This window comes from Bradyrhizobium arachidis (assembly GCF_015291705.1).
In the GTDB taxonomy this organism is placed as follows: Bacteria; Pseudomonadota; Alphaproteobacteria; order Rhizobiales; family Xanthobacteraceae; genus Bradyrhizobium; species Bradyrhizobium arachidis.
The window spans coordinates 1,240,211-1,265,815 of sequence record NZ_CP030050.1 but is presented as its reverse complement, the minus strand read 5'-3'; the positions used below and the strand labels follow the sequence as shown (position 1 = coordinate 1,265,815).

The following is a 25,605-nucleotide window of genomic DNA, read 5'->3' as shown; positions in this document are numbered from 1 at the left end:
CTGCCCGAGAGCATGCGCATCTACGTGCATCCCTTTGGTCGTTCGAGGTTCGTGGGGGCGCCGTTCAGGGCCACGAACTTCGAAACGCATACCGGGGTGTCCGATGCTCAACCGCTTGACCGTCTCCACGCTGCTGAAGGCGGTGATCCTGTCCACCGCGCTCGTCGTTGTCATCGGCTTCTCGATCAGCGCATGGAATTCATGGGGCCGGCTGCAGCAGGCCAACCGGATCGTCGCGGTCTCCGCCGCCTCGGCCGAAGTGTTCAAGGCGATGGCGAACATCCGGGCCGACCGCTCGACCAGCAACCGCCAGCTGACCTCCGACGTCCCGATGGACAAGGACATCGAAAAATACATCCGCGACATCCGCCAGGCGTTGATGCCGGCGCTGGCCCGCACGCTCGAGATCCTGCCGACGACCGACCTCGTCCAGCGTGAGGCGTTCCTCACCGATCTCGGCACCCTGAACAAGACGCTGCTGGCCGAGCAGGCCGAGTTCTGGACCGAGGCCGTCAAGCCCCGCGCTGATCGCCGCGCCGGTCTTGCGAAGGAATATGTCGCAACCGAAGACACGCTGATGGTGCAGCTCGAAAAGCTGGCCGGCGCACTCGCCGCCAGCGTCAACCACCAGGACGCCACCATCGACCAGCTCCTGACCATCAAGCAGATGGCCTGGCTGCTGCGCAGCAATGCGGGCGAATCCTCGCAGATCGTCGGCAACGCGCTCGGAGGCGGCAAGATTACGCCCGAATTGCAGCTGGCCTACACCAAATTCGTCGGCGGCACCGACGCCGCCTGGACTGCAATCGAGCTGGCCGCCTCGGGCATGCAGCTACCGCCGGCCCTCAGCGCCGCGATCAGCGAAACCAAGTCGACCTATTTCGACCCGCAATATGCCGCCACGCGCGACGGTATCATCACGACGATCGCCAAGGGCGAGAAGCCGTCGATGACCGCCAACCAGTGGAGCCCCTATTCGGTGCCCCGCATGATGACCGCGGTGAAGCTCGCCGATGCGGCGCTGGAGGCCGCCAAGGATCATTCCGCGGCTCAGCGCTCGGCCGCGGTCCAGTGGCTGATCATCAACACGGCGCTGCTCGTGGCCGCCATCGTCCTGACCGGCGCCGCCATGCTGGCGGTCAGCCGCCGCGTGATCACGCCACTGCACCGGATTCGCGACGCCATGCTCAAAGTCGCCGGCGGCGATCTCAGCGTCGACAGCGGCTATCTCGACCGCCACGACGAGATCGGCTCGCTCGCCGGTGCGCTGGAGACGTTCAAGCAGCAGGCGATCGACAAGCTCAAGATCGAGGCGCAGGAGCGCGAGCGCAATGCCGGCGCTGCCGCCCGCCAGCGCGCGATGGAGGCCTATGTCGGCGAGTTCGAGGGCGTGGTGCGCCAGTCGCTGGGCGAGCTCAGCGAAGCCTCCGGCGAGATGCGCAAGACCTCGGGCGACCTCTCCGCGGTGTCGCAAAAGACCAATGAGCGCGTCGAGATCGCGGGCAAGGCGTCGAACGACGCCTCCACCAGCGTCGAGAGTGTGGCGGCCGCCGCCGAGGAGCTGTCGGCCTCGATCAACGACATCAGCCAGCAGGCGGCCCATGCCGCTGGCATCGCCAGCCGTGCCGTCAACCAGGCGCGCGAGACCGACGGCACCGTGCAGGGGCTGGCGCAATCCGCAGGCCGCATCGGCGAGGTGGTCGGGCTGATCAACACCATCGCCGCGCAGACCAATCTTCTGGCGCTGAATGCCACGATCGAAGCGGCGCGCGCCGGCGAGGCCGGCCGCGGCTTCGCCGTGGTCGCTTCCGAGGTAAAGTCACTGGCGAGCCAGACTGCCAAGGCGACCGAGGAAATCTCCGAGCAGATCGCCGACATCCAGAAGGTCGCGGGCGATGCCATCAACGCGATCCAGGCGATCGGCGGCATCATCGGCGAGGTCAATGAAGTGGCGACCGCCATCGCCGCCGCCGTGCAAGAGCAAGGCGCGGCGACGCAGGAGATCACCCGCAGCACGCAATACGCGGCACAGGGCACCAAGAACGTCTCCGACAACATCACCGGCGTGAAGGCCGACGCCGACACCGCGGCCGGTGCGGCCGAGAACGTCAAGCAGGCCTCCGAGACGCTGGAGACGCAGAGCCGCCAGCTCGGCCAGCAGGTCAGCGACTTCCTGGGCAAGATTCGGGCGGCCTAGGCCACGCTGGCACGACAAGCGCGCTGTCGTCCCCGCGAACGCGGGGACCCATAACCACAGGGAGGAGTTTGGCGAGAGCTGCTAACTCCGAGTCTTCGCCAAACTTCTTCCTGTGGTTATGGGTCCCGGATCTGCGCTTCGCTTGTCCGGGACGACAATCTTTGTTGGGCTGCTATCGCGACAACTCAGCCAATGCCCGCCCTACTCCTTCGCCACCACCGGCACCTGGCGGAATTTGGCGCGGACTGATTGCGGCAGTGGCGAGAAGTTCATCGCGACGCCGTGGCGGTCGTTGGCGTTGCGGTTGGCGACGACAAGGCCGTCGGCGCCGGCAACGATGTCGCCCTTGCGCAAGGTGGGATCGTCCTCGACCTTGACCTGGGCGAGCCCGACCGGATCCTTGCCGTTGCAGGTGCAGCCGGCAACCAGCTCGCCCCGTTAGCGGAAGGCGTTGGGCAGGTCGGAATAGGATTTTCCGTTCTCTGTCGTCGCCTCGTCGATATTGCTGCCATAAACCAGCGAGGTTTCGGACGCCGGGCAGAAGCTCTTGCAGGATTGCGCCTTGCTCTCGGCATCGTTGCCCTGCGCCGGGAAGTAACGGCCATCGCAGCCGCGCACGCAATAGGCCGTGCCGCCGCCATAGCTGGCGCGCGAACGCGGCGCCTCGTAGCGCGGCATGTCGTCGTTCGGGAACGGGACGCGGATCTGCGGCGGCGGACGCATGCGGAAGCCGCCGAACAAGGCCGAGAAGAAATCCTCCGCATGCGCGGACGGCGTCAGCGCGAGGCCGAGAGAGGCGACGGCGAACAACGCCGCCGCGCCACCGGCCAGTTTGCCGATCGAACGTCTGATCATGTGACCTCTCGTACTCTTAGTTCACGGTCGACGTCGGCATGTTCAGCGCTTGCCGGCCCGACGGCAGCGTCGTCACCGCCGGGCGCTTGCGAACGGGGTCGCCGCCTTTGGCCATCAGCGGGGCGTTCTTCGGCAGCACCACGACCTTGGCGCCGATATTGACGCGGCTGAACAGGTCGATAACGTCCTCATTGGTCATGCGGATGCAGCCGGAGGAGACGAACTTTCCGATCGTGGTGGGATCGTTGGTACCGTGGATGCGGTATTCGCTCGAGCCGAGATACATCGCACGCGCGCCGAGCGGATTGCCCGGGCCGCCGGCGACGAAGCGCGGCAGATAAGGTTGGCGCGCGATCATCTGGGCCGGCGGATGCCAATCCGGCCACTCCGCCTTGCGGCTGACGCTCTGCACGCCCGACCAGGTGAAGCCCTCGCGGCCGACGCCGACGCCGTAGCGGATGGCACGGCCGTTGCCGAGCACGTAGTAGAGATAGGTATTGCCGGTATCGATCACGATGGTACCGGCCGGCTCGCCGCGGTCGAAGCTGACGATCTGCTTGCGCAGCCGATCGGGCAGCGCGGCGTCCTCATCCGTCGCCTGCGGCTCGCCGGTGACATAGCCCTGGCTGGCGTAACCTCGCGAATAGCTCTGGTCTTGCGGATAGAGCTGCGGCTGCATCGGCGCATAGCCGTAGGTCTGCGCGCTGGCGGCGCCGAACGGCACCGTCAGCAATGCTGTCGCAAAGGCAAAAGCGGTTACGGCGCGCGGCGAGAAGCGGCGACGGACGGCAAGAAACGTTGTCATGTGCTGCCCCGTTGGATGTGTGCATCAGGGTGATGCGGCTTTCCAACAAACGCAGTCGACGCGACTCAAGTTCCGCCGCCTGTTGAGGCGGCAACGTCACAGTCAAGCGAGCAGGACTTCACGAAGCCGCGATGGAACCGCAGCCCCACCGGGGCGTTGGACGATCAACAGTGCGCGCGGAAGCTTCCGTGCGGGAGAGAGATATTGTGCGCGTCCTTCCCAATGAACGTCTGATTTCCGGTAACGGCGAAGGCGCCCCGCTCCCCGACAGCCATAGCGAATTGCCGCCGGTGATCCGCCGCACCGAATTCGTTGCCTTCGCGCTCGCTGGCCTGCTCCTGATCGCGATCGTGGCCGTGCTCTATGTCGGCAAGGCGTTCTTCCTCCCCGTGGTGATGGCCTTCGTCACCGGCACCATGCTGTCGCCGGCGGCAACCTTCCTGGAGAATCGCAAGGTGCCGCGCGGGCTTGGCGCCGTCCTGATCGTGGTCGCCGTGACCGCCGTGGTCGCCTTCGTCGTCGCGCTGATCGCCTCGCCGGTGATGGAATGGAGCTCGCGCCTCCCGGAGCTCGGCGCGCAGCTCAAGGACAAGCTGCACGTGTTCGACCGGCCTCTGTTGCTGTGGCGGGAGCTGCAGACCATGGTCGGCGGCTCGGAGGGATTGCCGAGCTTCCAGATGCCGAAATTCGAATGGGTGCAGCCGACACTGGAATTCCTGTCGCCGACCTTCACCGAATTCCTGTTGTTCTTCGTTACGCTGATCCTGTTCATCGCGAGCTGGCGCGATCTGCGGCGGGCGCTGATCATGACCTTCAGCGACCGCGACGCGCGGCTGCGGACGCTGCGGATCCTCAACGAGATCGAGGTCCATCTCGGCAATTACCTGCTGACCGTCACGCTCATCAATGTCGGCGTTGGGGTTGCCACCGGCATCGTCTGCGCGCTCACCCACATGCCCAATCCCGCCGGCCTCGGCGCACTGGCGGCAACCCTAAACTTCATCCCGATCATCGGGCCGATCGCGATGTTCGCCGTCCTGGTCGTGGTGGGGCTCGTCGCCTTCCCGACCATCAGCGGCGGCCTGCTTGCCGCCCTCGCCTTCGGCGGTATCACCTTCCTGGAAGGACACTTCGTCACGCCCACCATCATCGGGCGGCGGCTGGCGCTGAATGCGCTCGCCGTGCTGCTCGCGCTCGCGTTCTGGACCTGGCTGTGGGGGCCGATGGGCGCGTTCCTGTCCTCGCCGCTCCTGATCGTCGCGCTGATCCTGAAGGAGCATCTCCTGCCGCCGGATGCGCCGCAGCTGCCGCAGGACTGACCGGTTTCCGTGAACGGAACTTCCCCGGCGACGAAGCGTTTTCCGGCTATCTCAGCCGTCAACAGTTCGGAGCTCCTGATGTCCACGCCCAATGCCGATGCCGGGATCAGAGACTGGACCGACAAAGCCACCAGAGAACGCCTCGAGAAGGATGTAGCAGCCGTGAAAAGCGATATCGCCGCCCTCACCGACCAGATCACCGACGCGCTCAATACCTTTGCCAATTCCACCAGCAAGCAGGCCAGACGCGGCTACCGCCAGGCGCGCGAGAACATGGATTCGGCGATCGACGACATGTCGGACCGGGGCAGCGCGATGATGGGTGCTGCGCAGGACGCCTACGGGTCGATCGAGGAGACGCTCGAAGATGCGATCACGCAGCGGCCGCTCGCGACCGTGGGTCTCGCGCTCGGCATCGGCTTCCTGATCGGCGCCGCCTGGCGGCGGTAAGGTCCGCGGAACGGAACTAGATAACGGCGGCGCGCTGTGGCGCCGCCGGCGGCGGCTTGTGGGGATTTGAGGAGCAAGGCCATGTTTCAGCGCATCATCGACGGGATCAATGCTTCCGCCGGCACGACCGTGCGGCTGACCTCCCTCGCCGCAGGCGCCGCATTCGCGCTGTTCATCACGACCTGCTTCCTGTGCGCGGCGGCGTTCATCTCGGTGCTCGAGAAATATGGTCCGGTGCAGGCGTGCCTCGCGGGGGCTGGCATTTTCTTCCTGCTGACCCTGACCGCGGCGGTGAGCTATTGGGCCTACAAGCGGCAATTGCGCAAGGAAGCCCACATCGCGGCCGAGCGCGCCGCGAAATCGGCGGCGCACAGCATGCTTGCCGATCCCATGCTGCTCGCCACGGGACTTCAGATCGTTCGCGCCATCGGGGTCAAGCGGCTCTTGCCGATTCTCGCCATCGGCGGCGTCGCACTCGGCATCATGGCGAGCCGCGCCGGAGCATCCGACGAGGCCTCGGCCGAGCCGGCGGAGTGACGTCACGCCCGGCTGCGGCCGATGCAGACCGCGGCGACCGCGAGCGGCGCCGCCAGCGCGACCCACGACAGCGGCAGCCAGAAGCCGGTTTGACCAAGCAACGCGGAGAGCAGGCCGAAAATGCTCGAGGCCGCGAGCAGCGACGGCCAGCGCCAGATCAGGGCTAGCGAACCGCGTCCCGTCATTCCGCGGCACTTGGCGATGCCAGCGGCATGGCCGCCGCAGACCCCTCTTGCGCCCTGCTGGCCCGCGACCGCACGAACCAGAGATAAACTCCGCTGCCAAGCACCACGATCGTGGTGAGGTCAAGCAGCCCCCAGATGATCTTCAGCGGCATGCCGCCGTAATCGCCGAAATGCAGCGGACGCGACAGCTCCAGCGCGCGCAGATACCAGGGCATGGTGACCGCGGCGACCAGCGCGCCGCTCCTGGCATCGACCAGCACCGGGCTGAACAGGCGCGAGGTCAAGGGCTCCCTGCCCTTGGTCCAGACCACGTAGTGGAACGGCGAGCCGAACGGCGCGCCCGGATACACCACGCTGGTGGTGGTCATGTCGGGGAATGCGGCCTTCACGGTGTCGTAGGCGGCCTGCGGCGAGGACAGTTCGGAGGTCTGCGGCACCGGCTTGCCTTGCAGCGGCGCCAGCATCGCGCGCACGTCGGTCTGCTGCCACAGCGCGAACAGGGGCGTCGAGAGCTCGTTGATCACGCCGGTGGCGCCGACCACCAGCGCCCAGCCGAGCGTGACGACGCCGAGCAGATTGTGCAGGTCCAGCCATTTCAGCCGCCGCGACCGGGCCGCACGTACGGTGCCGAAATCAAGCTTGCGCATGAACGGCCCGTAGATCGCGATCCCCGAGACGATCGCGGCGATGAACAGCAGCGCCATCGCGCCGAGGAACAGCTCGCCCGCGAGCCCTCCGAAGAGATCACGGTGCAGCGACAACATCAGTTGCAGGAAGGTGAGCCCGTCCTCGCCGAACGGTTTCGTCTGCTTCAGCACGTCGCCGGTGTGGGCGTCGAACCGGATCGAATGGATCGCCCGGCGATTGGCCTTGAACGCCTCCCAGGAGCTCGCCATGAACACTATGATCTTGGGCTCGTCGTCATCGACGAACACCGAGATGATGGTCTCGCCGGGATACATTTTCCGGCTGGCTTCGACCACCCGGTCGAGACTGACATTGGGCGTGCCCTCCGCCACCTGGGCATAGGGCAAGGCGTCGTCGAGCAGGCCGTCGATCTCGTCGCGCAGCACCAGCGGCAGGCCCGTGATGCAGATCAGCAGCAGGAACAGCGTGCAGATCAGGCTCGACCATTTGTGCACGAACAGCCAGCGCCGCAGTGCGGGCTTGCGTTCATACACACGTTCCTCGAAGGCAGCCTGCTCGCTCATCCCGTTCCTCTACCAGCGGTAGCGCAGCGTCGCAATCACGTTGCGGCGCAGGCCGTAATAGCAGCCGATGTCCTGGCAGAGCGTGACGTAAGTCTTGTCGAAGATGTTGGTGGCGTTGATCTGTGCCGAATAGCCCTTGAACATCGGCCCCAGCGCCGAGAAATCATAATGGAGCGAGGCATCGAACAGCGTCACGGCCGGGACGTAGAACGTGTTGGCGGTCGTGCCCGGCGTCTCGCCCACGTAGCGGACGCCACCGGAGAGACCAAAGCCGTCGAGCGGGCCGCTGCGGAAGGTGTAATCGGCCCAGGCCGCTGCCGAATTCATGGGCATGCCGACGGGATGCCCGCCGAGCTGGGTTGGCGTGTTGCTCCGTGTCACGACGTTGTCGAGATAGGTGTAGGAGGCCAGCACCGTCAGCTCGCGGTTGACCTCGGTCTTGGCCTCGAGCTCAATGCCGCGCGAACGGATCTCGCCGGTCTGGACACGCTGTCCGACGCCGTGGGACGGATCGGTATCCGGTGTCAGCACGTTCTGCTGGATCAAATTGTACGCCGCGATCGTGTAGAGTGATTTGGCATTGGGCTGATACTTGATGCCCACTTCCTCCTGCTGGCCGGTCGTCGGCGCGAACGGACTGCCAGCGAAGGTCGTGCCGGCAGTCGGCTGGAACGACTCGGTGTACTGGATGTAGGGCGCGATTCCGTTGTCGAACTTGTAGAGCAGCGCGCCGCGCTTGGTCACCGCGGTATCGGATTTCGGCGCGATAGCGGTGACGCCGCTCGCATAGGTCAGTGTTTCCGTGCGGGACTGCGCCAAATCGTGGCGGATACCGAGCAACGCGACCCAACGATCGAACTTGATCTGGTCCTGCGCATAGACGCCGAGCTGATCAAGGCTCTGATGGACGTTCGTCGTGTAAGGCACCGGCCCGATCGATACCCCGTAAACCGGATTGAACGCATTGATCGCGGGGACGATCGTGAGGCTGCCATTGAGCCGGTTGTCGGTGGCGTGGAGGTAGTCGAGGCCGGCGAGCACGGTATGCTCGAACGGGCCGGCATTGAACTTCGTCTCGACCTGGTTGTCGGCGTTGATGGAGCGGATGACCTCCTGCGTCGTGAAAGCGCCGCGCGCGAGGTTGGTCGGATCGGTCTGGCCGCCGTTGGGAGACACCACCGCGAAATCGGTGCTGAGGTCCATGTAGCGGACGTTCTGGCGAACCTTGAGATTGTTGTTGAAGCTGTGCTCGAGCTGATATCCGACCATGCCGAGGGTACGGTCGGTCTTGTCGAAATTCGGCTCGCCGGAATAGAAGCTCGTCGGGATGTAGCTTCCCTTGTAGGGCGTGATGGTGCCGATGCCATTCGGCGGCAATTGATTGTAGAAGCCGGCCTTGGGATCGCGCTGATAGGTGCCGAGCACGGTCAGCGTGGTGTCGTTGTCGGGGCGCCAGGTCAGCGACGGCGCGATCGAGATACGCTGATACTCGACGTGGTCGACCTGGCTGTTGACGTCGAAGCCGGACGCCGTGAAGCGGTAGAGGAACTCCTTGTTCTTGTCGATCGGGCCGGAGAGATCGACGCCCCCTTGCGCGCGGCCATAGCTGCCGGTTGACACGAACATCTCGTGATAGGGCTCCAGCGTCGGACGCTTCGAGACGAGATCGACGATGCCGCCGGGCGATGACTGGCCGTACAGCACCGATGCCGGCCCATGCAGGATTTCGACGCGTTCGAGATTGAAGGGCTCGATGATCGGATAGGCAAACACGCCGAAGTTCAGGATCCGCTGCGAATCCAGGTACTGGTCTGCCAGGAAGCCGCGAATATAAACATTGTCGAAGCGCGCGTCTGCGCCGGTCGTCTCGCTGCGCACGCCCGGTGAATAGCGGACCGCCTGCGCGATGCTCTGCGCAGCCTGGGCCTGGATCTGGTCCTGGGTCACGACGGAGATTGCGACGGGCGTCTCGATCAGCGCCGCATCGGTCTTGGTGCCGGTGCCGCTGCGGGTTGCGACCATGCCATCGACGTGGCCGAAGGCCGTTTCCTTGCGGCCTGCTCCGGATCCAGCCTCGGTTGCGGCCGCAGCAGCGGCGCCGGCGGGCACATTCGAGCGTCGCACCGTTCGCGCGCGGGCCGCGTTGCTTCGGCGCGAAGGTGATGCGTTCGCACCTTTCGGAGGTGCGCTTCCCTGCACGGTGACCGGGCTGAGCTCGGTGGGCGCCGCCGTCGATGATTGTGCCGCCGCCCCCGTCGCAATGATCAAAACAACTGAGCTGACGGCCCCCACGAGCCGCCAGCGCCCCACTTCCAAAACGCCCACTGCAACTTCCCCAATTCCGACGGCCGCGCATGCATGCAGCCGGACCAAGGAGGTACCGCAGCGGTTCAACCTTGCCTGCTAGAAGGCCTCCAGCCTGGAGATTTTCCATTTCTAGACTTGAGAAGCGCTGCACCCACGCGCAGAATCATGCAGCATCGCTGCGCAAGGGTCCTTCGTGAGCGGGAGGAAAGATCGGCCCCTTTCCGAAAATTGCGTCCCGGGCGGGGTGAGCGGGGGTTCACCAACGGTGCCGGGCGCGCGCTGCGCAATTTTTTAACAGTGGGGACGAAAACCCGCCCCGCTCACGCAAACGCTACTCGGACGGGCTGGCGGTTGCCGCTAAAAGCAGCGCCCCGATTCCAAAAGAAATATTTAGCAATGAAGCCGTCGGTTAAGGCGAACCTCGCCGCATTCCATCACGACGCCAGGCTCTATTTGACGCTCGGTATCGCCAACTGGTCGGTGTTCGTCGATCACATCCCGAACAACGTCGTCAATTTGCTGACGCTGCGCAATTTCGGCTTCAGCGGCGCCGCGGACCTGTTCGTGTTCGTCGTCGGTTATGGCGTCGCCATCATCCATGGACGGATGGCGCTGGAGCGCGGCTATCTCGTCGCCGCGACGCGCATCTTCCGCCGCGTCTGGCGGCTCTACGCGGCCTATGTCGTGCTGTTCGTGATCTATATCGACACCATCGCCTATGTCGCATCGCAGTCGATGGCGCCGGAGATCATCCACGAATACAATATCTCCGGGATTCTCGAGCACCCGCTGCGCATCCTGGTGCGCGGCCTCGTGCTGCAGGAGGAGCCGCTGAACCTCGACCTGCTGCAACTGATGATCCCGCTGATGGCATTCTTTCCGCTCGTGCTGTGGGGGCTGCTGCGGCGGCCGAACGTGACGCTCGGTGCATCGGTCGCGCTGTATTTGGCGGCGCGCTGGTTCGACTGGAATTTCCGGGTCTATCCCGATCAGGAGTGGACCTTCAATCCGCTGTGCTGGCAGATGCTGATGGTGCTGGGCGGCTGGTTCGCCGTGACGGACGCGCCCGGCCGGGCGCTGCGCGGCATGTCCTGGCTGCGGATCCTCGCCGGCGTCTATCTCATCTTCGCGATGGCTGTCACGCTGATGCGCCATTCGCCGGCCTTGTCCGCCTACCTGCCGGACGTCTTCCTCAGCGGCATCAGGCCGACCGACAAGGAAAACCTCGCGCCCTATCGCGTGGTCCATTTCCTCGCGCTCGCCTTCCTCGCGACCCATCTCATTCCGGCCGATCATCCCGGCCTGAATTGGCGGCCGCTTCAGGCGGTGATCACGTGCGGCGAGGAATGGCTCGCGGTGTTCTGTATCGCCGTGTTCCTGTCCTTCGCCGGCCATCTCATCTTGATCACCGGGCCGAACCTGATGGTGATGCAGATCGCGGTGAGCCTCGTCGGCTTCGCCGCGCTAACCGGAGTTGCCTATTACATCTCCTGGTCCAAGCGGCAGGACCTGCCGGCGGCCTTGCGCCAGCAGGCCTAAAGCGCGATGAGATCAGGATGAATCGTCATCGCGCTTTAGCTCGTTGTTTGAGCATGATCTTTTCGGAAAACCGCCGCACACTTTTCCGGATCATGCTCTAGAGCTCTGTTCCGATGGAATCGGAACGGGGCCTTGGCTGCTTGTCTTGATGCGTTTTCTTCACGCGAACCGGTATCCACTTCGCTCGAAGACGCCTTGCCAAAATAATCGTGCGATTCTGCTAGGCCGAAAGCGGCGGCTGCGCTATGCCGGGTGTCGTGAGGAGACCGGCGTGGCAATGGCGAAAGGCGGGGGTGAAGAAGCCGGCAGCACGCCCCGGCGCGGCCGGCCAAGGTCGATCGAGACCACCAACGCCATTCTCGAAAGCGCCTATGCGCTGATGGCGGCCACCGGCCTTGCCACCACCACCATCGACGCCGTCGCGCGCCATTCCAGCGTCTCCAAGATGACGATCTACAAATGGTGGCCGTCGCGCGAGGCGCTTTTGATCGACGCCTTCCTGCACCATGCCGCGCAGATGCTGCCGCTGCCGCCGGCGAGCTCCGGCAGCCCCGCGGCGCGCACCCGCCGCCACGCCGCGGCCTATGCCGAGGCGCTTCAGGGCGAATTCGGCAAGGTCCAGCTCGCCGTCATCTCCGAATGCATTTCGAAGACCGGCTCGGCCGGGCTGTTCTACGCCCGCTATCTGCAATTCCGCCGCGACGCGCTGGTGGAGATCATTGCCGCAGGCCAGAACGACGGCAGCATCCTGGCCGACGGACCGGCCGGAGATCTCTATGACGCGATCTATGGCAGCCTGTTCTACCGCTACGTCTTCGGCATCACGCCGATCACGCCCGGCTATGCGCGCAGCCTGGTCGACCTGATCCTGCGGCCGAAAGGCTAAAGCATGATCCCGAAGAGTGCGTAGCGGTTTTCCGAAAAGATCATGCGCAAATAACAAGCTAAAGCACGATGAGGATTCATCCTGATCTCATCGCGCTTTAGCCGCGCACAGGCCTTACCGGCGCCAAGATTTTGTCGGTGCGATCGCGCTCGGTCATGTCGACGACCGTCTCCATCGGCGCGGTCAGCTCGTAGACATAGGAGACGTCGGTGAAGAAGCGCTTGGCGGTGCCGCCGAGCGCCTCGGGCGCAACGCGGTCGAGCAGGATCAGGCCGAAATCGGAATCCGGGCGGCGCGTCGCCTCGCTGGTGTTGAACTCCTCCCAGCGGAAATGGAAGACCTCGTCGGGCGCCTCGCCCGTCACCGTCCAGTTGGCGGTGATGTGCGGATGCTTGCCGACCAGCGACAGGCCCTCGTCGGAATGCGAGGCGAGCTCGAAGAACAGCAGCGACAGGCTCTGCGCCGCGCGCGCGCTGACGGCGATGTCGGGACCGGTGACGGCGATGCGGTCCGCATGCGGGATGGCCCGCGCCTCGAACAGGCCCTTCAGCTTGACGCCCTGCCACTGGCTCTCGCTGAGCAGCGAGACCACGTTGGACATGGCATGGATGCGGCCGATCAAAAGCTCGCGCGCGACGTCGATGTCCGAGCCGTGGCGCAGCGTCCGCGTCACGATCGACTGGATCACCGCCAGGATGTTCTTGACCCGGTGGTTGAGCTCGTCGATGACCGCGGTCAGCCGCCGCTCGAAGCCGATCCGCACCTGGATCTCGCGGCTGAGCCGCAAATTGTTGTAGGCGACATAGCCGAACAGGCCGCAGACCATCGCAGTGATGGCAAAGCCAATCGCGGCCACGATGATCGCGGTCTGCTCTGCGCGCCGCGCCGAGTTGGTCTTGGCGTAGTAGCTGAGCTGCCAGTCGCGGCCGCCGAAGCTCACTGTGCGCGTCGCCGACGGCGCCGGCCCGTCCGCCGCCGCAATGCGCGTCGAGACCACGCCCTGGTCGTTGGCGATCAGCTCGCCGCCTTCCCTGCGCGGGTCCTTGAGCGCGACCGAGAACAACGACATGTCGTCATTGGTCAGCATCAACGATGCGAGTTCGTAAGAAAATGTGACGAAGCCGACCGGCACGGTCGCGCCTTCGGGAATGACCGGAGCTGCGACGATCACGCCGATCGGCCCGTTCGGATGCAAGAGCGGCACCGGATCGGAGGCGACCGACCTCTTCTCGACCCGGGCGCGGGTGAGCATCGCGCTGCGCACCGGGTCCTGATCATAGCTGCGGCCGGGCAGCATCTTGGTCTCGTCGCTGCGCGGCTCGAGATCCATCAGCACGTCGATCGGCTGGGTGAGGCCGGTGATCGGCTTGTCGTTGTAGTCGCGGATCTCAGGCCTCGGGAAGCCGGCGGCCGAGATCGCGGCCTGCGCCGCAGCGAGCTCGTTCGGCTGAAGGCGGGCGACCCAACCGGCCACCACGAAATCGGTCTTGAAGGCGTAGATGGCCGAGCGCAGCGGCTCCAGCATGTTCGGCTTGAGCACCGATGGCGCGCGGAACAGGCCTGAGGCGACGCGCGCGAGCAGCTCGCGCTCGGTCAGCCGGTCCTGAACGAGGCTGGCATGAACGTCGATCGCCCGCGCGAGCGCGATCCGGTCCAGCGCCAGCTCCTGGTCGTGAACGCGATAGGCCGCCAGCCCGGAGAGCAAGGCTCCGAGCAGAGCGATGAAACCGATGATGAAACCCAGCCGGACCACGCGACTACTCAGGCGAAAGCAGCAGGTCGACAATAAGCACGGAGCATATGAACGCCGCTCGAACGGCCATGTGCCGAAACAGGGTGAACCCCAGTGGCGGAGATAATGAAGGAGGAGGCATCAGTACGCAACTTGGGTCGCCCGAAAAGCTTAATTCGTCCGGCCGATGGTCTGGCCGGGATTAACCTTCCCCGGGCACCGGAGGTAGTTAATCGCCGTGTCCGAAATTTGTTCCGCCTGGTGCGCCCTGCCCCAGGTGTTAACGGCGAAAAGCGGCTGCGTAACGGCGTCGCGTCCGTCAGCCCGCCCGTTTCAGGCCGCCTTTGGCCTCGATGAAGCTGACGATGCGGTCGAGCCCCTCGCTCTTTTTCAGGTTGGTCATGACGAAAGGGCGCTCGCCGCGCATGCGCCGCGCGTCCGTATCCATCTTCTCCAGGGAGGCGCCGACATGGGGCGCGAGGTCGATCTTGTTGATGACCAGCAGGTCGGACCGGGTGATGCCGGGGCCGCCCTTGGACGGGATCTTGTCGCCGGCCGCCACGTCGATGACGTAGATGGTGAGGTCGGCCAGCTCCGGGGAAAAGGTGGCAGCGAGATTGTCGCCGCCGGATTCGATCAGCACGAGATCGAGCCCCGGGAATTTCGCGCGCATGTCCGCCACCGCCGCGAGATTCATCGAGGCGTCCTCGCGGATCGCGGTGTGCGGGCAGCCGCCGGTCTCGACGCCGGCGATGCGGTCCGGCGTCAGCGAGCCCGAGCGCACCAGGAATTCCGCATCCCATTTGGTGTAGATGTCGTTGGTGATCGCGGCGATGTCATAGCGCTCGCGCATGGTCTTGCAGAGCAGGTCCATCAGCGCGGTCTTGCCCGATCCGACCGGGCCGCCGACGCCGACACGCAAGGGGCCGTGGGATTTCGACATGTGACTTGCTCTCTCTTGATGGATTGAGGGCCGCAACGCTCAGGAACGGAACAGCCGCGTGTATTGTGTCTCGTGCCGCAGGCTGGCGAGATCGGCGCGGAAGGTCGCGCTGCCGAGATCGTCCAGTGTCGCATTCAGCGCCCGATTGGCGGTGGCGGCCACCTTGGCTTCCAGCTTCACCAGCACGCGCTGGCTGTCGGTCTGACCGAGCGGAATGAGGCGGCTTGCCGCCGAGATCCAGTTCGAGACCAGCGCATGCAGGAAGGCGTGCAGCGTCGGCGCCAGAGGAACGCCGTGCATCGCTGCGACGACGCCGACCGCGACGGGATAGACCAGTGGCGCGCGGCATGCCGCGACCAAGGCATCCAGGCCGTCTGCATCCCACGCGGCCCGGGCGATGTCGACGAAGGCCCGTCCCTGCGAGGTCGTCTCCAGTTGCCGCTCGCGCGACGGCACGAAGGCCGCGGCAAGCTCGGCAATATCGCTCAGGGCGGCCTCTTCACCCGCCTCCGTGGCCCGATAGGCATGAACCAGAAACGTCGCATCGCAAAAGCCGGAGCCATCGGCGAGCATCGCCTCGAGCCAGTCGGCGAGCGTCGCGATGTCTGTGATATCGCCCGCCTCGACCGCCCATTCGATGCCGCTGGAATAGGAGAAGCCGCCGACGGGAAACGCCGGCGACAGCCAGGTCATCAGCCGGTACAGCGCCGCCGCCTCGCGCTCGGCGAGGTCACCGGCACTGGCCGGCTCATTTGTGGTCATGAGCATGCTTGTGGCCGTGGTGATGGTCTGGATGGTCGCAATGCTCGTCGTGGTGATGGTGGTGATCGTGTCCATGGTCATGCGCGGCATGATCATGGTGATGGTGGTCATGGCCGTGATGATCGTGGTGGTCGTGATCGTGATCATGGTGATGATGACCGTGACCGTGGTGCGCGTGATCATGATGAGCATGATCATCGTGCCCATGCGCATGACCGGCATCGGCGTAAGCGCCGCCTTCGGGATCGAACGGCGCCTCGATCTCGACCACGCGCGCACCGAGGCCCTTCACCATGGCCTCGATGACGTGGTCGCGACGGATGCGCAGGGCCTTGGCCATGATCTGCGTCGGCAGATGACGGTTCCCGAGATGCCAGCCGACGCGGATGAGATGGTGCGGATCGCGGCCGCGGATCTCGAGCAACGGCTCGGGCGCAGCGACCACCTCGACCAGCTTTCCGTCTTCCAGCACCAGCGCATCGCCGCCGCGCAGCGCGACGGCGTTCTCCAGGTCGAGCAGGAATTCGAGGCCGCGCGTCCCCGTCATCGCCATGCGGCGGCGGTGCCGTTCGTCGAAATCGAGCACGACCGTATCCGCCGGTGCTTCCGTGAAGCGGTGCTGTCCCTTAACCTGCGTCGCCCGGATCATTCGCTTCTACCCTGTTACCGCACTTCGACCTTCTCGGGCGTGATCACCTCGATCTTCGGCGGCGCCGTGAAGCACTTCACCGCGACGCGGCCGAACGTCTTCATGTGCTCCATGGCACGATGCGGCACCAATGCCTCGGCATTCTCCCACTGCTCGACGAACACCATCTTGCTGGGATCAGTGACGCTCTCGTGCAAATCATAGGCGATATTGCCGGGCTCCTTCCGCGTCTCCTTGATGCAGGCGGTGGCGGCTGCGATGAATTCGGCGCGCGTTTCGGGCTTGATGGTCAGGGTGGCAACGACGTAGATCACGAGAAATCCTCCCGGCTTTTCTTCTCTGAGGTTACGATACCGGGCGGGACATTAGACCAGGCGGGATCGAACGCAAAACCCGAAAAGCCGTCCCCGGACATGTTCCGGGGACATGCGTTGAGCCGCTATTTCAGTACATGAAATATCGCTGCGCCATCGGCAGCACCTCGGCGGGGGCGCAGGTCAGGAGTTCGCCGTCGGCGCGGACCTCATAGGTCTCCGGATCGACCTCGATATCGGGCGTGGCGTCGTTGTGGATCATGCTCTTCTTCGAGATCTTTCCGCGGGTGTTCTGGACCGCATAGAGCTTCTTCTCGATGCCGAGCTTTCGCGCGAGGCCGCCGGTGACCGCGGCTTTCGAGGTGAAGACGACGGAGGACGCGGTGCGCGCCTTGCCGAAGGCGCCGAACATTGGCTGGTAATGCACCGGCTGCGGTGTCGGGATCGAGGCGTTGGGATCGCCCATGGGAGCTGCGACGATGGTGCCGCCCTTGACGACGCAGTCCGGCTTGACGCCGAAGAAGGCCGGCGACCACAGCACGAGATCGGCAAGTTTGCCCTTCTCCACCGAGCCGATCAGTTTCGACACGCCGTGCGCAATCGCCGGGTTGATCGTATACTTGGCGATGTACCGCTTGACACGAAAGTTGTCGTTGTCCTTGCCCTTGTCCTGCGGCAGCGACCCACGCTGCTTCTTCATCTTGTCGGCAGTCTGCCAGGTCCGGATGATGACCTCGCCGAGCCGGCCCATGGCCTGCGAATCCGACGACATCATCGAGAGGGCGCCGAGATCGTGCAGGATGTCCTCCGCCGCGATGGTCTCTTTCCGGATACGGCTCTCGGCGAACGCCAGATCTTCCGCGATCGAGGGATCGAGATGGTGGCACACCATCAGCATGTCCAGATGCTCGTCGATCGTGTTGCGCGTGAACGGGCGCGTCGGGTTGGTCGAGGACGGCAGCACGTTCTTGAGCCCTGCGACCTTGATGATATCGGGGGCGTGGCCGCCGCCGGCGCCTTCAGTGTGGAAGGCGTGGATGGTGCGGCCTTTGAACGCCTTGATCGTGTCCTCGACGAAGCCGGATTCGTTCAGCGTATCGGAATGCAGCATGACCTGGACGTCGTGATCGTCGGCCACCGACAGGCAGTTGTCGATCGCGGCCGGCGTGGTGCCCCAATCCTCGTGCAGCTTCAGCGCACAGGCGCCGGCCTTGATCATCTCGACCAGCGCCGCGGGACGCGAGGCGTTGCCCTTGCCGGAGATGCCGAGATTGACCGGGAAGGCATCGAACGACTGGATCATCCGCCCGATGTGCCAGGGGCCCGGGGTGCAAGTGGTCGCGAAGGTGCCGTGCGAGGGACCCGTGCCGCCGCCCAGCATCGAGGTGACGCCGCTCATGAGCGCGTGTTCGATCTGCTGCGGGCAGATGAAATGGATGTGGCTGTCGAAGCCGCCGGCGGTGAGGATTTTTCCTTCGCCCGCGATCACGTCCGTGCCGGGGCCGATGACGATGGTGACGCCCGGCTGGATATCGGGATTGCCGGCCTTGCCGATCGCCGAGATCATGCCGTCCTTGATCGCGACGTCGGCTTTCACGATGCCCCAGTGATCGAGGATCAGCGCATTGGTGATGACGGTATCGGCTGCGCCCTGCTTGTTGGTGACCTGCGACTGCCCCATGCCGTCGCGGATCACCTTGCCGCCGCCGAACTTCACCTCCTCGCCATAGGTGGTGAAATCCTTCTCCACCTCGATGATGAGGTCGGTGTCGGCGAGCCGCACCCTGTCGCCGGTGGTCGGGCCGAACATGTCGGCATAGACGGAACGCTTGATCTTCACGGACATGCTTGAACCCCCATCATTCCGATACGTGCAGCCGCGATCTCGCACTCACTTCGTTGAGCTCGCGCAAAGATCGAGAAATTTGCCGACATTGTCGAGACCAACCTTGAATTCCTCGTGGACCTCGGCCTTGCCGAACTTGAAGTCGATGACACCATCGCGCTTGAAGCGGTCGAATATCTTGTGGCTGACCTGAACGCCGAATTTGTAGCGCCATCCGTCGATGAAAGAATAAAACAGATCGATGGTCGCGGATTCCGCATTGGCATCCGGCGCTACGTTGATCCGGGGTGCCTGATCTGTCCGGATCATCTCCGCCATGACCGTGCGAATGCCCTCCTTGGCTTCGCCTTCGATGCTGACGTAGCCGGTCTTCTGGGTGCAGGACAGCAGCGGCAGGCCGAAAGCGTCACCGGGCTCGTCGGTATCTGCAATCGCAAGAAGTGCGTCCGTTCCCTGGTCGAACAGACGCCATCGAGCCTCGTCCGCATTGGCCTGCGGCGGGCCAAACGAGAGGCCTACGCACGCCGAAAGGGCACAACGTTTCGCCAGCGCGGCAAGCTGACTCACAGCAAAGCCCTCGCTGCTTTCACGGCATCGTCGAATTTCGTGTCGAGCCATGGATTGCCGCCGCGACAGCCGGCGACCACCTGCTCGGCCCAACCGGTGTAGTCGGCGAGATCGTCGCGCTCCTCGTTGGTCGGATCGGTCTGAATGCGGGCGCCGATATTGCTGATCTTGTCGGCGATCTTGATCAGCTTTGCGCCGGGGGATTTGTGCGGAGCGTCCTCGATCTGCTTCTGCCGCCGCTCGGCTTTCGGCAGGCTCATGTCATCGGTGCATTCGACGACGAGGGAGGCGACACGCTCTGAGAATGTCTGCGCAAGCTCTTCGCGTGTGGTGTCGGTGTCCTCGATCGTATCGTGCAACCAACCGGCCGCAACCAGCTCGGCATCGGCCCCGTCGGTCGCGCTCGCGAGCAGGTTCGCGACCTCGGCGAGATGATTGATATAGGGCTCGTTGCCGCGCCCCTTGCGCGCCATGCCGTTGTGGCGGCGCGCAGCGAGTTCAGCAGCTTCGGAGATGAGGCGAATTGGCGACAGCATGGCAAATTCCTCCGTTTTCGCCTCAACGGTGCCGCGTCATGCTCGTTCCTGCTGAGCTCACAGCTTCCCCATGACGTCGCCGCGGAAGCCATAGATGGTCTTCTTGCCGGCCATCGCGACGAGCTGGACGTCGCGGGTCTGGCCGGGCTCGAAGCGGACGGCGGTGCCGGCGGCGATGTCGAGGCGCATGCCGCGGGCTTTCTTGCGGTCGAACTTCAGCGCGGGGTTGGTCTCGAAGAAATGGTAGTGCGAGCCGACCTGGATCGGGCGGTCACCGGTGTTGGCGACCGTGAGCGTCACGGTCTTGCGGCCCGCATTGAGCTCGATCTCGCCGTCCTGGATGAAGAGTTCGCCGGGGATCATTCTATCCTCCTCGTCATTCCGGGGCTCGCGCAGCGAGAAGGCCGGAATCTCGATCAACAATTTCTGGATTCCGGGTTCGCCCTGCGGGCGCCCCGGAATGACGAATTCAAAACTACCTGATCGGCTCGTGCACGGTGACGAGCTTGGTGCCGTCAGGAAAAGTCGCCTCGACCTGGATGTCGTGGATCATCTCGGGAATGCCCGGCATCACCTGGTCGCGGGTCAGCACCTGCGCGCCTGATTGCATCAGCTCGGCGACAGTGCGGCCGTCGCGCGCGCCTTCGAGAATGAAATCGGAGATGATCGCGACCGCCTCGGGGTGGTTGAGCTTGACGCCGCGGTCCAGCCGGCGGCGGGCCACGATGGCGGCCATCGAGATCAGAAGCTTGTCCTTTTCGCGGGGAGACAGGTTCATGAAAAATCTCTTCCGTTCAACGCATCAATTCAGCCAGAGCCGCGGCAAGGCCGCACCGGTGCGCGCCAGCACCGCCATCATGTCGGCGCGCAAGCGCGCCGCATCTTGGGCACAGAACCGCGCCATTGCAAAGCCATTCCAGGCCGAGATTCCGACCTCGCCGGAGAATGAATCCGAGGCCTCGCGGATTTTTTCGACCAGGGCCTCATCGCCAGGGACGATCAGCGCCGTGCCGATCGCGGCGCCGCCTTTGGCTACGGCGGATCGCCCAAGCTTGGCGCCTATATTGCCATCGAGCCGGACCGTCTCGGCGAACACCAGCTTCCCGCCGCGACGCAGCCGCCAGCGGTCGACGAACTCGCCCTGCTCCATCCGCTCGCCCATCGCGGTGCGGCCGAATACGACAATTTCACAAAGCAGGAGCGACGCCGCGCTATCGAGCTCGATGTCGAAACGGCGATGGACCCGGGCGCGATCGAACAGGATGGTCTCCTGGGGCAGCCAGGCGAGATGCGCACCCGCCGCGACTTTCAAGCCGATGTTGAGCTGCGCCGCCGCGCCCGGCGCGCGATAGACCTTTTCGGCGGCCGCCGTGGTCAATGTCAGGCGCGCGGCATCGGCGGCCGCGATCTCGATGTCGAAACGATCGCCGCCGGCGACTCCGCCGGCGGTGTTGACGAACACGCCGGACAGCCCCTCGCCTTCCGGCGACGGAAACCGTACGCGCAGCGAGCCGGATTCATGCAAGGTCCCGCGTCGCGTGACGCCATCGCGGGCATGGACATCGAAACGCACCGCGCCACGGGCGCGGTTCGCCTCGAAAACTCCGGACATGGCTGATAGCTCACTGCGCATCCGCCTCCCCAGCCGGTCGCGGCAAATTTCCGGGCTACAGCGCCATCTGGCGACTGATCTCGCTCGGGTCGAGATTGGAGCGGTCGCAGGTGAATTTCACCGCGCCGCGATCCATCACCGCGAAACTGTCGCCGAGTTCGCAGGCAAAGTCGAGATATTGTTCGACCAGCACGATGGCGATGTTGCCGAGGTTTCGGAGATACGAGATGGCGCGGCCGATGTCCTTGATGATCGAGGGCTGGATGCCCTCGGTCGGCTCGTCGAGCAGCAGCAGTTTTGGCCGCATCACCAGCGCGCGGCCGATCGCGAGCTGCTGCTGCTGGCCGCCGGAGAGGTCGCCGCCGCGGCGGCCGAGCATGGATTGCAGCACCGGGAACAGCGAGAACACGTCGTCCGGAATGTGCTTGTCCTCGCGCTTGAGCGGGCCGAAGCCGGTCTTGAGGTTCTCCTCGACCGTCAAGAGCGGAAATATCTCGCGGCCCTGCGGCACGAAGCCGATGCCCTTGCGGGCGCGCTCATAGGGCTTGAGGCCGGTGATGTCGCTGCCGTCGAGCACGATCGCGCCCGAGGAGATCGGGTATTGCCCGACCATGGCGCGCAGCAGCGAGGTCTTGCCGACGCCGTTGCGTCCGAGCACGCAGGTCACCTTGCCGGGCTCCGCCGAAATCGACACACCGCGCAGCGCCTGCGCCGCGCCGTAGAACAGGTTGATGTCCTTGACCTCAAGCATTGCTCAGCGTCCCAGATAGACTTCGATGACCCGCTCGTTGGACGAGACCTGGTCGATGGTACCTTCCGCCAGCACCGTGCCTTCGTGCAGGCAGGTGACCTTGACGCCGAGCTCGCGCACGAATGTCATGTCGTGCTCGACCACCATCACGGTGTGGGTCTTATTGATCTCTTTCAAGAGCTCCGCGGTGAGATGCGTCTCGACGTCGGTCATGCCCGCGACGGGCTCGTCGACGAGGAGCAGCTTCGGATCCTGCGCCAGCAGCATGCCGATCTCGAGCCACTGCTTCTGGCCGTGGCTGAGGCTGCCGGCGAGGCGGTTGCGCGCCTCGGTGAGGCGGATCGTCTCCAGCACCTTGTCGATGCGCTCGGACTCCGCCTTGCTGCCGCGCCAGAACAGCGTGCCGCGGACCGAGTGATCGACGTTGAGCGCGAGCAGGAGATTGTCCTGCACGGTCTGGCTCTCGAACACGGTTGGCTTCTGGAATTTGCGGCCGATACCGAGCTCGGCGATGCGGGTCTCGTCGAGCCGCGTCAGGTCCGTGACGCCGTCGAACAGCACCGTGCCCTCGTCGGGCTTGGTCTTGCCGGTGATGATGTCCATCATCGTGGTCTTGCCGGCGCCGTTCGGGCCGATGATGGCGCGCATCTCGCCGGGTTCGAGCGTCAGCGACAGGTTGTTGATGGCGTGGAAGCCGTCGAACGAGACGTGCACGCCGTCCAGGTAAAGCATTGCGGAGGTCGCGCGGGTATCCATGACGTTCATGACCGCTTACTCCGCCATCTTCGGTTGGGTGACGCCGTCTTCAGCCGCGGCGCTCGCCGAAGTCGCCGCGCGCTTTTCCTTTGTCTGGTCCCACCAGGCATTGAAGGTACCGACGATGCCCTTGGGCAGCAGCAGCGTCACCAGGATGAACAGCGCACCCAGCATGAACAACCAGTACGGCGCGAGCACGCCGGAGGTGAAGAACGTCTTGGCGTAGTTGACGACGACGGCGCCGAGCGCAGCGCCGACCAGCGTGCCGCGGCCGCCGACCGCGACCCAGATCACCGCCTCGATCGAATTGCCGGGGGCGAACTCACTGGGATTGATGATGCCGACCTGCGGGACGTAGAGCGCGCCGGCGACACCGGCCATGCACGCCGACACCGTGAACACGAACAGCTTGTAGGACTCGACGCGGTAGCCGAGGAAGCGCGTGCGCGATTCCGCATCGCGCACCGCGATCAAGACCTTACCGAGCTTGGACGAGACGATGGCGCGGCAGATCAGGAAGCCGGTGATCAGCGCCAGGCAGCTCAGCGCGAACAGCGCCGCGCGGGTGCCTTCGGCCTGCACGTTGAAGCCGAGGATGTCCTTGAAGTCGGTCAGGCCGTTGTTGCCGCCGAAGCCGAAATCGTTGCGGAAGAAGGCGAGCAGCAGCGCATAGGTCATCGCCTGCGTGATGATCGACAGGTACACGCCGGTGACGCGGGAGCGGAAGGCGAGCCAGCCGAAGCAGAAGGCGAGCAGGCCGGGCACGACCAGCACCATCAGCGCCGCGAACCAGAACATGTCGAAGCCGTACCAGTACCAGGGCAGCTTCTGCCAGTTCAGGAACACCATGAAGTCGGGCAGAACAGGATTGCCGTAGACGCCGCGGGTGCCGATCTGCCGCATCAGGTACATGCCCATCGCGTAGCCGCCGAGCGCGAAGAAGGCGCCGTGGCCGAGCGAGAGGATGCCGCAATAGCCCCAGATCAAATCGATCGACAGTGCCAGGATGGCGTAGCAGACATATTTGCCCCACAGCGCGACCAGGTAAGTCGGCACCTGAAGGAACGAGCCTGCGGGCAGCAGCAGATTGGAGAGCGGGATGAGGATGCCGCAGGCCGCGACGATCGCGAGGAAGATCGTCGCACCGCGGTCCAGTGATCGGGTCAGCATGTGAGGGGTCATGCTTCCACCGCACGGCCCTTGAGCGCGAACAATCCGCGCGGGCGCTTTTGAATGAACAGGATGATGAGAACCAGGATCGCGATCTTGCCGAGCACGGCGCCGGCGACCGGCTCCAGGAACTTGTTGGCAATGCCGAGCGTGAAGGCACCGACCAGCGTGCCCCAGAGATTGCCGACCCCGCCGAACACCACGACCATGAAACTGTCGATGATGTAGCTCTGGCCGAGATTGGGGCTGACATTGTCGATCTGCGACAGCGCCACACCGGCAATGCCCGCAATGCCCGAGCCGAGGCCGAAGGTCAGCGCGTCGACGCGCGAGGTCGCGATGCCCATCGACGCCGCCATGCGGCGGTTCTGCGTCACCGCGCGCATCTCGAGGCCGAGCGCGGTGTAACGCAGCATCGCCAGCAGGATCGCGAACACGGCGAGCGTGAAGCAGAGGATCCAGAGCCGGTTATAGGTGATGGTGATCTGGCCGAGCTCGAAGGCGCCGCTCATCCAGGAGGGATTGCCGACCTCGCGGTTGGTCGGGCCGAACATGGTGCGCACGGCCTGCTGCAGCACCAGCGACAGGCCCCAGGTCGCGAGCAGCGTCTCCAGCGGGCGGCCGTAGAGGAAGCGGATGATGCTGCGCTCGATCAAGACGCCGATCGCTCCGGCGACCAGGAAGGCGAGCGGCACGGCGATCAGCAGCGAATAGTCGAACAGAGCGGGATAGCGGGTGCGGATCACCTCCTGCACCACGAAGGTGGTGTAGGCCCCTAACATCACCATCTCGCCATGGGCCATGTTGATGACGCCCATCACGCCGAAGGTGATGGCAAGGCCAATCGCGGCGAGCAGCAGCACCGAGCCGAGCGAGAGGCCGTACCAGGCGTTCTGCACCGTGGACCAGACCGCGAGCGACGACTGGATCGAGCTGATCGCGCTGGCCGCGGCTTTGGTCACCGAGGCCGGCTGCTCGCCCATGCCGGTGAGCAGCGCCAAGGCCTCCTGGTCGCCGCGCGCCTTGAGGGTGCCGACCGCCTCGAGCTTCTCGACCTCGCTGGCGTCGGACTTGAACAGCAGGATCGCCGCGCGGGCCTCGCCGAGCGCCGCCTTGACCGATTTGTTGGTCTCCTTGGCGAGCGCGGCATCGACCGCGTCGAGCGCGGTCTCCTCGTGCGACTTGAAGACGGATTGCGCGGCCTGGAGACGCGTCGCCAGATCCGGCGATTGCAGCGTCAGGCTGCCCAGCGCGGCGTCGACGCTGCGGCGCAGGCGGTTGTTGAGACGCACCGCGCTCGCACCGTCGGGAACGCTGGCGACGGGCTCGCCGGTTGCGGCGTCGATCGACTTGCCGTCGGCACCGGTGACGTAAACCTTCTTGCTATCGGGATCGGCCATGAGGCGGCCGTCCTGGAGCGCGCTGATGATCGGGAAGGCCAGCTTGTTGCCACTGCCGGCGATCACGCCGATCGCCTCTTCCGTGTCGGAAAACTCGTCGTTGGCGAATTTGGCGACCGCATCCTCGAACGGGCCGGCGAAGGCCGGCAGCGCGAACGCGATCAGGAATAGCGAGAGAACAAACGTACAGAAACGAGCGGATAGATTGGTTGGCACTGTGGATCACCCCGGCAGAAGTGGGGAGAAGACGGCGGAATAGCCGTCTTCTCCCATCGT

General features: G+C 64.8%; 25 protein-coding genes and 1 pseudogene. 6 read left to right on the top strand and 20 right to left on the bottom strand.

Features of this window, described 5'->3' with window-relative positions:
* Positions 1-103 precede the first annotated feature (103 nt).
* Positions 104-2,197, top strand: coding sequence for a methyl-accepting chemotaxis protein (locus WN72_RS06260; protein ID WP_027561174.1), 2,094 nt, complete (start codon positions 104-106; stop codon positions 2,195-2,197).
* Between the two features lie 201 nt (positions 2,198-2,398).
* On the opposite strand, the pseudogene WN72_RS06255 reads toward WN72_RS06260, so the two are convergent.
* Positions 2,399-3,052 (bottom strand): annotated as a pseudogene (locus tag WN72_RS06255) (DUF2865 domain-containing protein).
* A gap of 16 nt (positions 3,053-3,068) precedes the next feature.
* The gene (locus WN72_RS06250; RefSeq protein ID WP_092216581.1) at positions 3,069-3,857 is read right to left on the bottom strand and encodes a L,D-transpeptidase; all 789 of its coding nucleotides are present in this window, start codon (positions 3,855-3,857) and stop codon (positions 3,069-3,071) included.
* A 206-nt stretch (positions 3,858-4,063) separates the two neighbouring features.
* Here WN72_RS06250 and WN72_RS06245 point away from each other — a divergent pair, with 206 nt between their 5' ends.
* The 3 genes from WN72_RS06245 (at position 4,064) to WN72_RS06235 (ending at position 6,163) form a co-directional block, all read left to right on the top strand.
* Positions 4,064-5,176 (top strand): AI-2E family transporter, encoded by a 1,113-nt coding sequence (locus tag WN72_RS06245; protein ID WP_092216582.1) that lies wholly within the window; start codon positions 4,064-4,066, stop codon positions 5,174-5,176.
* A 78-nt stretch (positions 5,177-5,254) separates the two neighbouring features.
* A complete protein-coding gene (locus WN72_RS06240) occupies positions 5,255-5,626 on the top strand; it encodes an ElaB/YgaM/YqjD family protein (protein WP_027561178.1) in 372 nt (123 codons plus the stop codon).
* An 81-nt stretch (positions 5,627-5,707) separates the two neighbouring features.
* Complete coding sequence (locus tag WN72_RS06235; RefSeq protein WP_092216583.1) at positions 5,708-6,163, top strand: hypothetical protein; 456 nt, start codon at positions 5,708-5,710, stop codon at positions 6,161-6,163.
* A 2-nt stretch (positions 6,164-6,165) separates the two neighbouring features.
* Here WN72_RS06235 and WN72_RS06230 read toward each other — a convergent pair whose 3' ends face one another.
* Genes WN72_RS06230 through WN72_RS06220 form a run of 3 tightly spaced genes read right to left on the bottom strand, consistent with a single transcriptional unit; the run spans position 6,166 to position 9,683 of the window.
* Positions 6,166-6,348 carry a hypothetical protein gene (locus WN72_RS06230; RefSeq protein ID WP_092216584.1) on the bottom strand — a complete coding sequence of 61 codons (183 nt, stop codon included), beginning with the start codon at positions 6,346-6,348 and terminating at the stop codon, positions 6,166-6,168.
* Positions 6,345-7,559 carry a PepSY-associated TM helix domain-containing protein gene (locus WN72_RS06225; RefSeq protein WP_092216585.1) on the bottom strand — a complete coding sequence of 405 codons (1,215 nt, stop codon included), beginning with the start codon at positions 7,557-7,559 and terminating at the stop codon, positions 6,345-6,347. Before WN72_RS06225 ends, WN72_RS06230 begins: the two co-directional genes overlap by 4 nt.
* Before the next feature lie 9 nt (positions 7,560-7,568).
* Positions 7,569-9,683, bottom strand: coding sequence for a TonB-dependent siderophore receptor (locus tag WN72_RS06220; protein ID WP_244553773.1), 2,115 nt, complete (start codon positions 9,681-9,683; stop codon positions 7,569-7,571).
* A 579-nt stretch (positions 9,684-10,262) separates the two neighbouring features.
* On the opposite strand from WN72_RS06220, the gene WN72_RS06215 reads away from it, so the two are divergent.
* The gene (locus WN72_RS06215) at positions 10,263-11,405 is read left to right on the top strand and encodes an OpgC domain-containing protein (RefSeq protein WP_092216586.1); all 1,143 of its coding nucleotides are present in this window, start codon (positions 10,263-10,265) and stop codon (positions 11,403-11,405) included.
* 277 nt (positions 11,406-11,682) lie between these two features.
* Complete coding sequence (locus tag WN72_RS06210; RefSeq protein WP_092216587.1) at positions 11,683-12,291, top strand: TetR/AcrR family transcriptional regulator; 609 nt, start codon at positions 11,683-11,685, stop codon at positions 12,289-12,291.
* 97 nt (positions 12,292-12,388) lie between these two features.
* Here WN72_RS06210 and WN72_RS06205 read toward each other — a convergent pair whose 3' ends face one another.
* The 15 genes from WN72_RS06205 to urtB all read right to left on the bottom strand — a co-directional run bounded on the left by WN72_RS06205 (position 12,389) and on the right by urtB (position 25,545).
* Positions 12,389-14,044 carry a CHASE domain-containing protein gene (locus WN72_RS06205; RefSeq protein ID WP_092216588.1) on the bottom strand — a complete coding sequence of 552 codons (1,656 nt, stop codon included), beginning with the start codon at positions 14,042-14,044 and terminating at the stop codon, positions 12,389-12,391.
* Between the two features lie 298 nt (positions 14,045-14,342).
* Positions 14,343-14,966: an urease accessory protein UreG gene (ureG, locus tag WN72_RS06200; protein WP_092216589.1), complete on the bottom strand. Its 624-nt coding sequence runs from the start codon at positions 14,964-14,966 to the stop codon at positions 14,343-14,345.
* 39 nt (positions 14,967-15,005) lie between these two features.
* Complete coding sequence (locus tag WN72_RS06195) at positions 15,006-15,734, bottom strand: urease accessory protein UreF (protein ID WP_092216590.1); 729 nt, start codon at positions 15,732-15,734, stop codon at positions 15,006-15,008.
* A complete protein-coding gene (gene ureE, locus WN72_RS06190) occupies positions 15,715-16,377 on the bottom strand; it encodes an urease accessory protein UreE (RefSeq protein WP_092216591.1) in 663 nt (220 codons plus the stop codon). Before ureE ends, WN72_RS06195 begins: the two co-directional genes overlap by 20 nt.
* Positions 16,378-16,391: 14 nt before the next feature.
* Positions 16,392-16,691, bottom strand: coding sequence for a putative quinol monooxygenase (locus WN72_RS06185; protein ID WP_027561188.1), 300 nt, complete (start codon positions 16,689-16,691; stop codon positions 16,392-16,394).
* Between the two features lie 130 nt (positions 16,692-16,821).
* The gene (ureC, locus tag WN72_RS06180; RefSeq protein ID WP_092216592.1) at positions 16,822-18,537 is read right to left on the bottom strand and encodes an urease subunit alpha; all 1,716 of its coding nucleotides are present in this window, start codon (positions 18,535-18,537) and stop codon (positions 16,822-16,824) included.
* 45 nt (positions 18,538-18,582) lie between these two features.
* Entirely contained in the window at positions 18,583-19,104 is a 522-nt protein-coding gene (locus WN72_RS06175; RefSeq protein WP_092216593.1) for a hypothetical protein, read from the bottom strand.
* Entirely contained in the window at positions 19,101-19,640 is a 540-nt protein-coding gene (locus WN72_RS06170; RefSeq protein WP_027561191.1) for an HD domain-containing protein, read from the bottom strand. Before WN72_RS06170 ends, WN72_RS06175 begins: the two co-directional genes overlap by 4 nt.
* Positions 19,641-19,697: 57 nt before the next feature.
* Positions 19,698-20,003, bottom strand: coding sequence for an urease subunit beta (locus tag WN72_RS06165; RefSeq protein WP_026202067.1), 306 nt, complete (start codon positions 20,001-20,003; stop codon positions 19,698-19,700).
* Positions 20,004-20,115: 112 nt separating this feature from the next.
* Positions 20,116-20,418, bottom strand: coding sequence for an urease subunit gamma (locus WN72_RS06160; RefSeq protein ID WP_027553946.1), 303 nt, complete (start codon positions 20,416-20,418; stop codon positions 20,116-20,118).
* A 24-nt stretch (positions 20,419-20,442) separates the two neighbouring features.
* Positions 20,443-21,252: an urease accessory protein UreD gene (locus WN72_RS06155; RefSeq protein WP_416207777.1), complete on the bottom strand. Its 810-nt coding sequence runs from the start codon at positions 21,250-21,252 to the stop codon at positions 20,443-20,445.
* A 55-nt stretch (positions 21,253-21,307) separates the two neighbouring features.
* On the bottom strand, positions 21,308-22,003 hold the full coding sequence (urtE, locus tag WN72_RS06150) for an urea ABC transporter ATP-binding subunit UrtE (RefSeq protein WP_027561193.1): 696 nt from the start codon (positions 22,001-22,003) through the stop codon (positions 21,308-21,310).
* A gap of 3 nt (positions 22,004-22,006) precedes the next feature.
* Positions 22,007-22,768 carry an urea ABC transporter ATP-binding protein UrtD gene (urtD, locus tag WN72_RS06145; RefSeq protein WP_018646608.1) on the bottom strand — a complete coding sequence of 254 codons (762 nt, stop codon included), beginning with the start codon at positions 22,766-22,768 and terminating at the stop codon, positions 22,007-22,009.
* Between the two features lie 6 nt (positions 22,769-22,774).
* Positions 22,775-23,941 (bottom strand): urea ABC transporter permease subunit UrtC, encoded by a 1,167-nt coding sequence (urtC, locus tag WN72_RS06140; RefSeq protein ID WP_027561194.1) that lies wholly within the window; start codon positions 23,939-23,941, stop codon positions 22,775-22,777.
* On the bottom strand, positions 23,938-25,545 hold the full coding sequence (gene urtB, locus WN72_RS06135) for an urea ABC transporter permease subunit UrtB (RefSeq protein WP_092216594.1): 1,608 nt from the start codon (positions 25,543-25,545) through the stop codon (positions 23,938-23,940). Before urtB ends, urtC begins: the two co-directional genes overlap by 4 nt.
* Between the last annotated feature and the right edge of the window lie 60 nt (positions 25,546-25,605).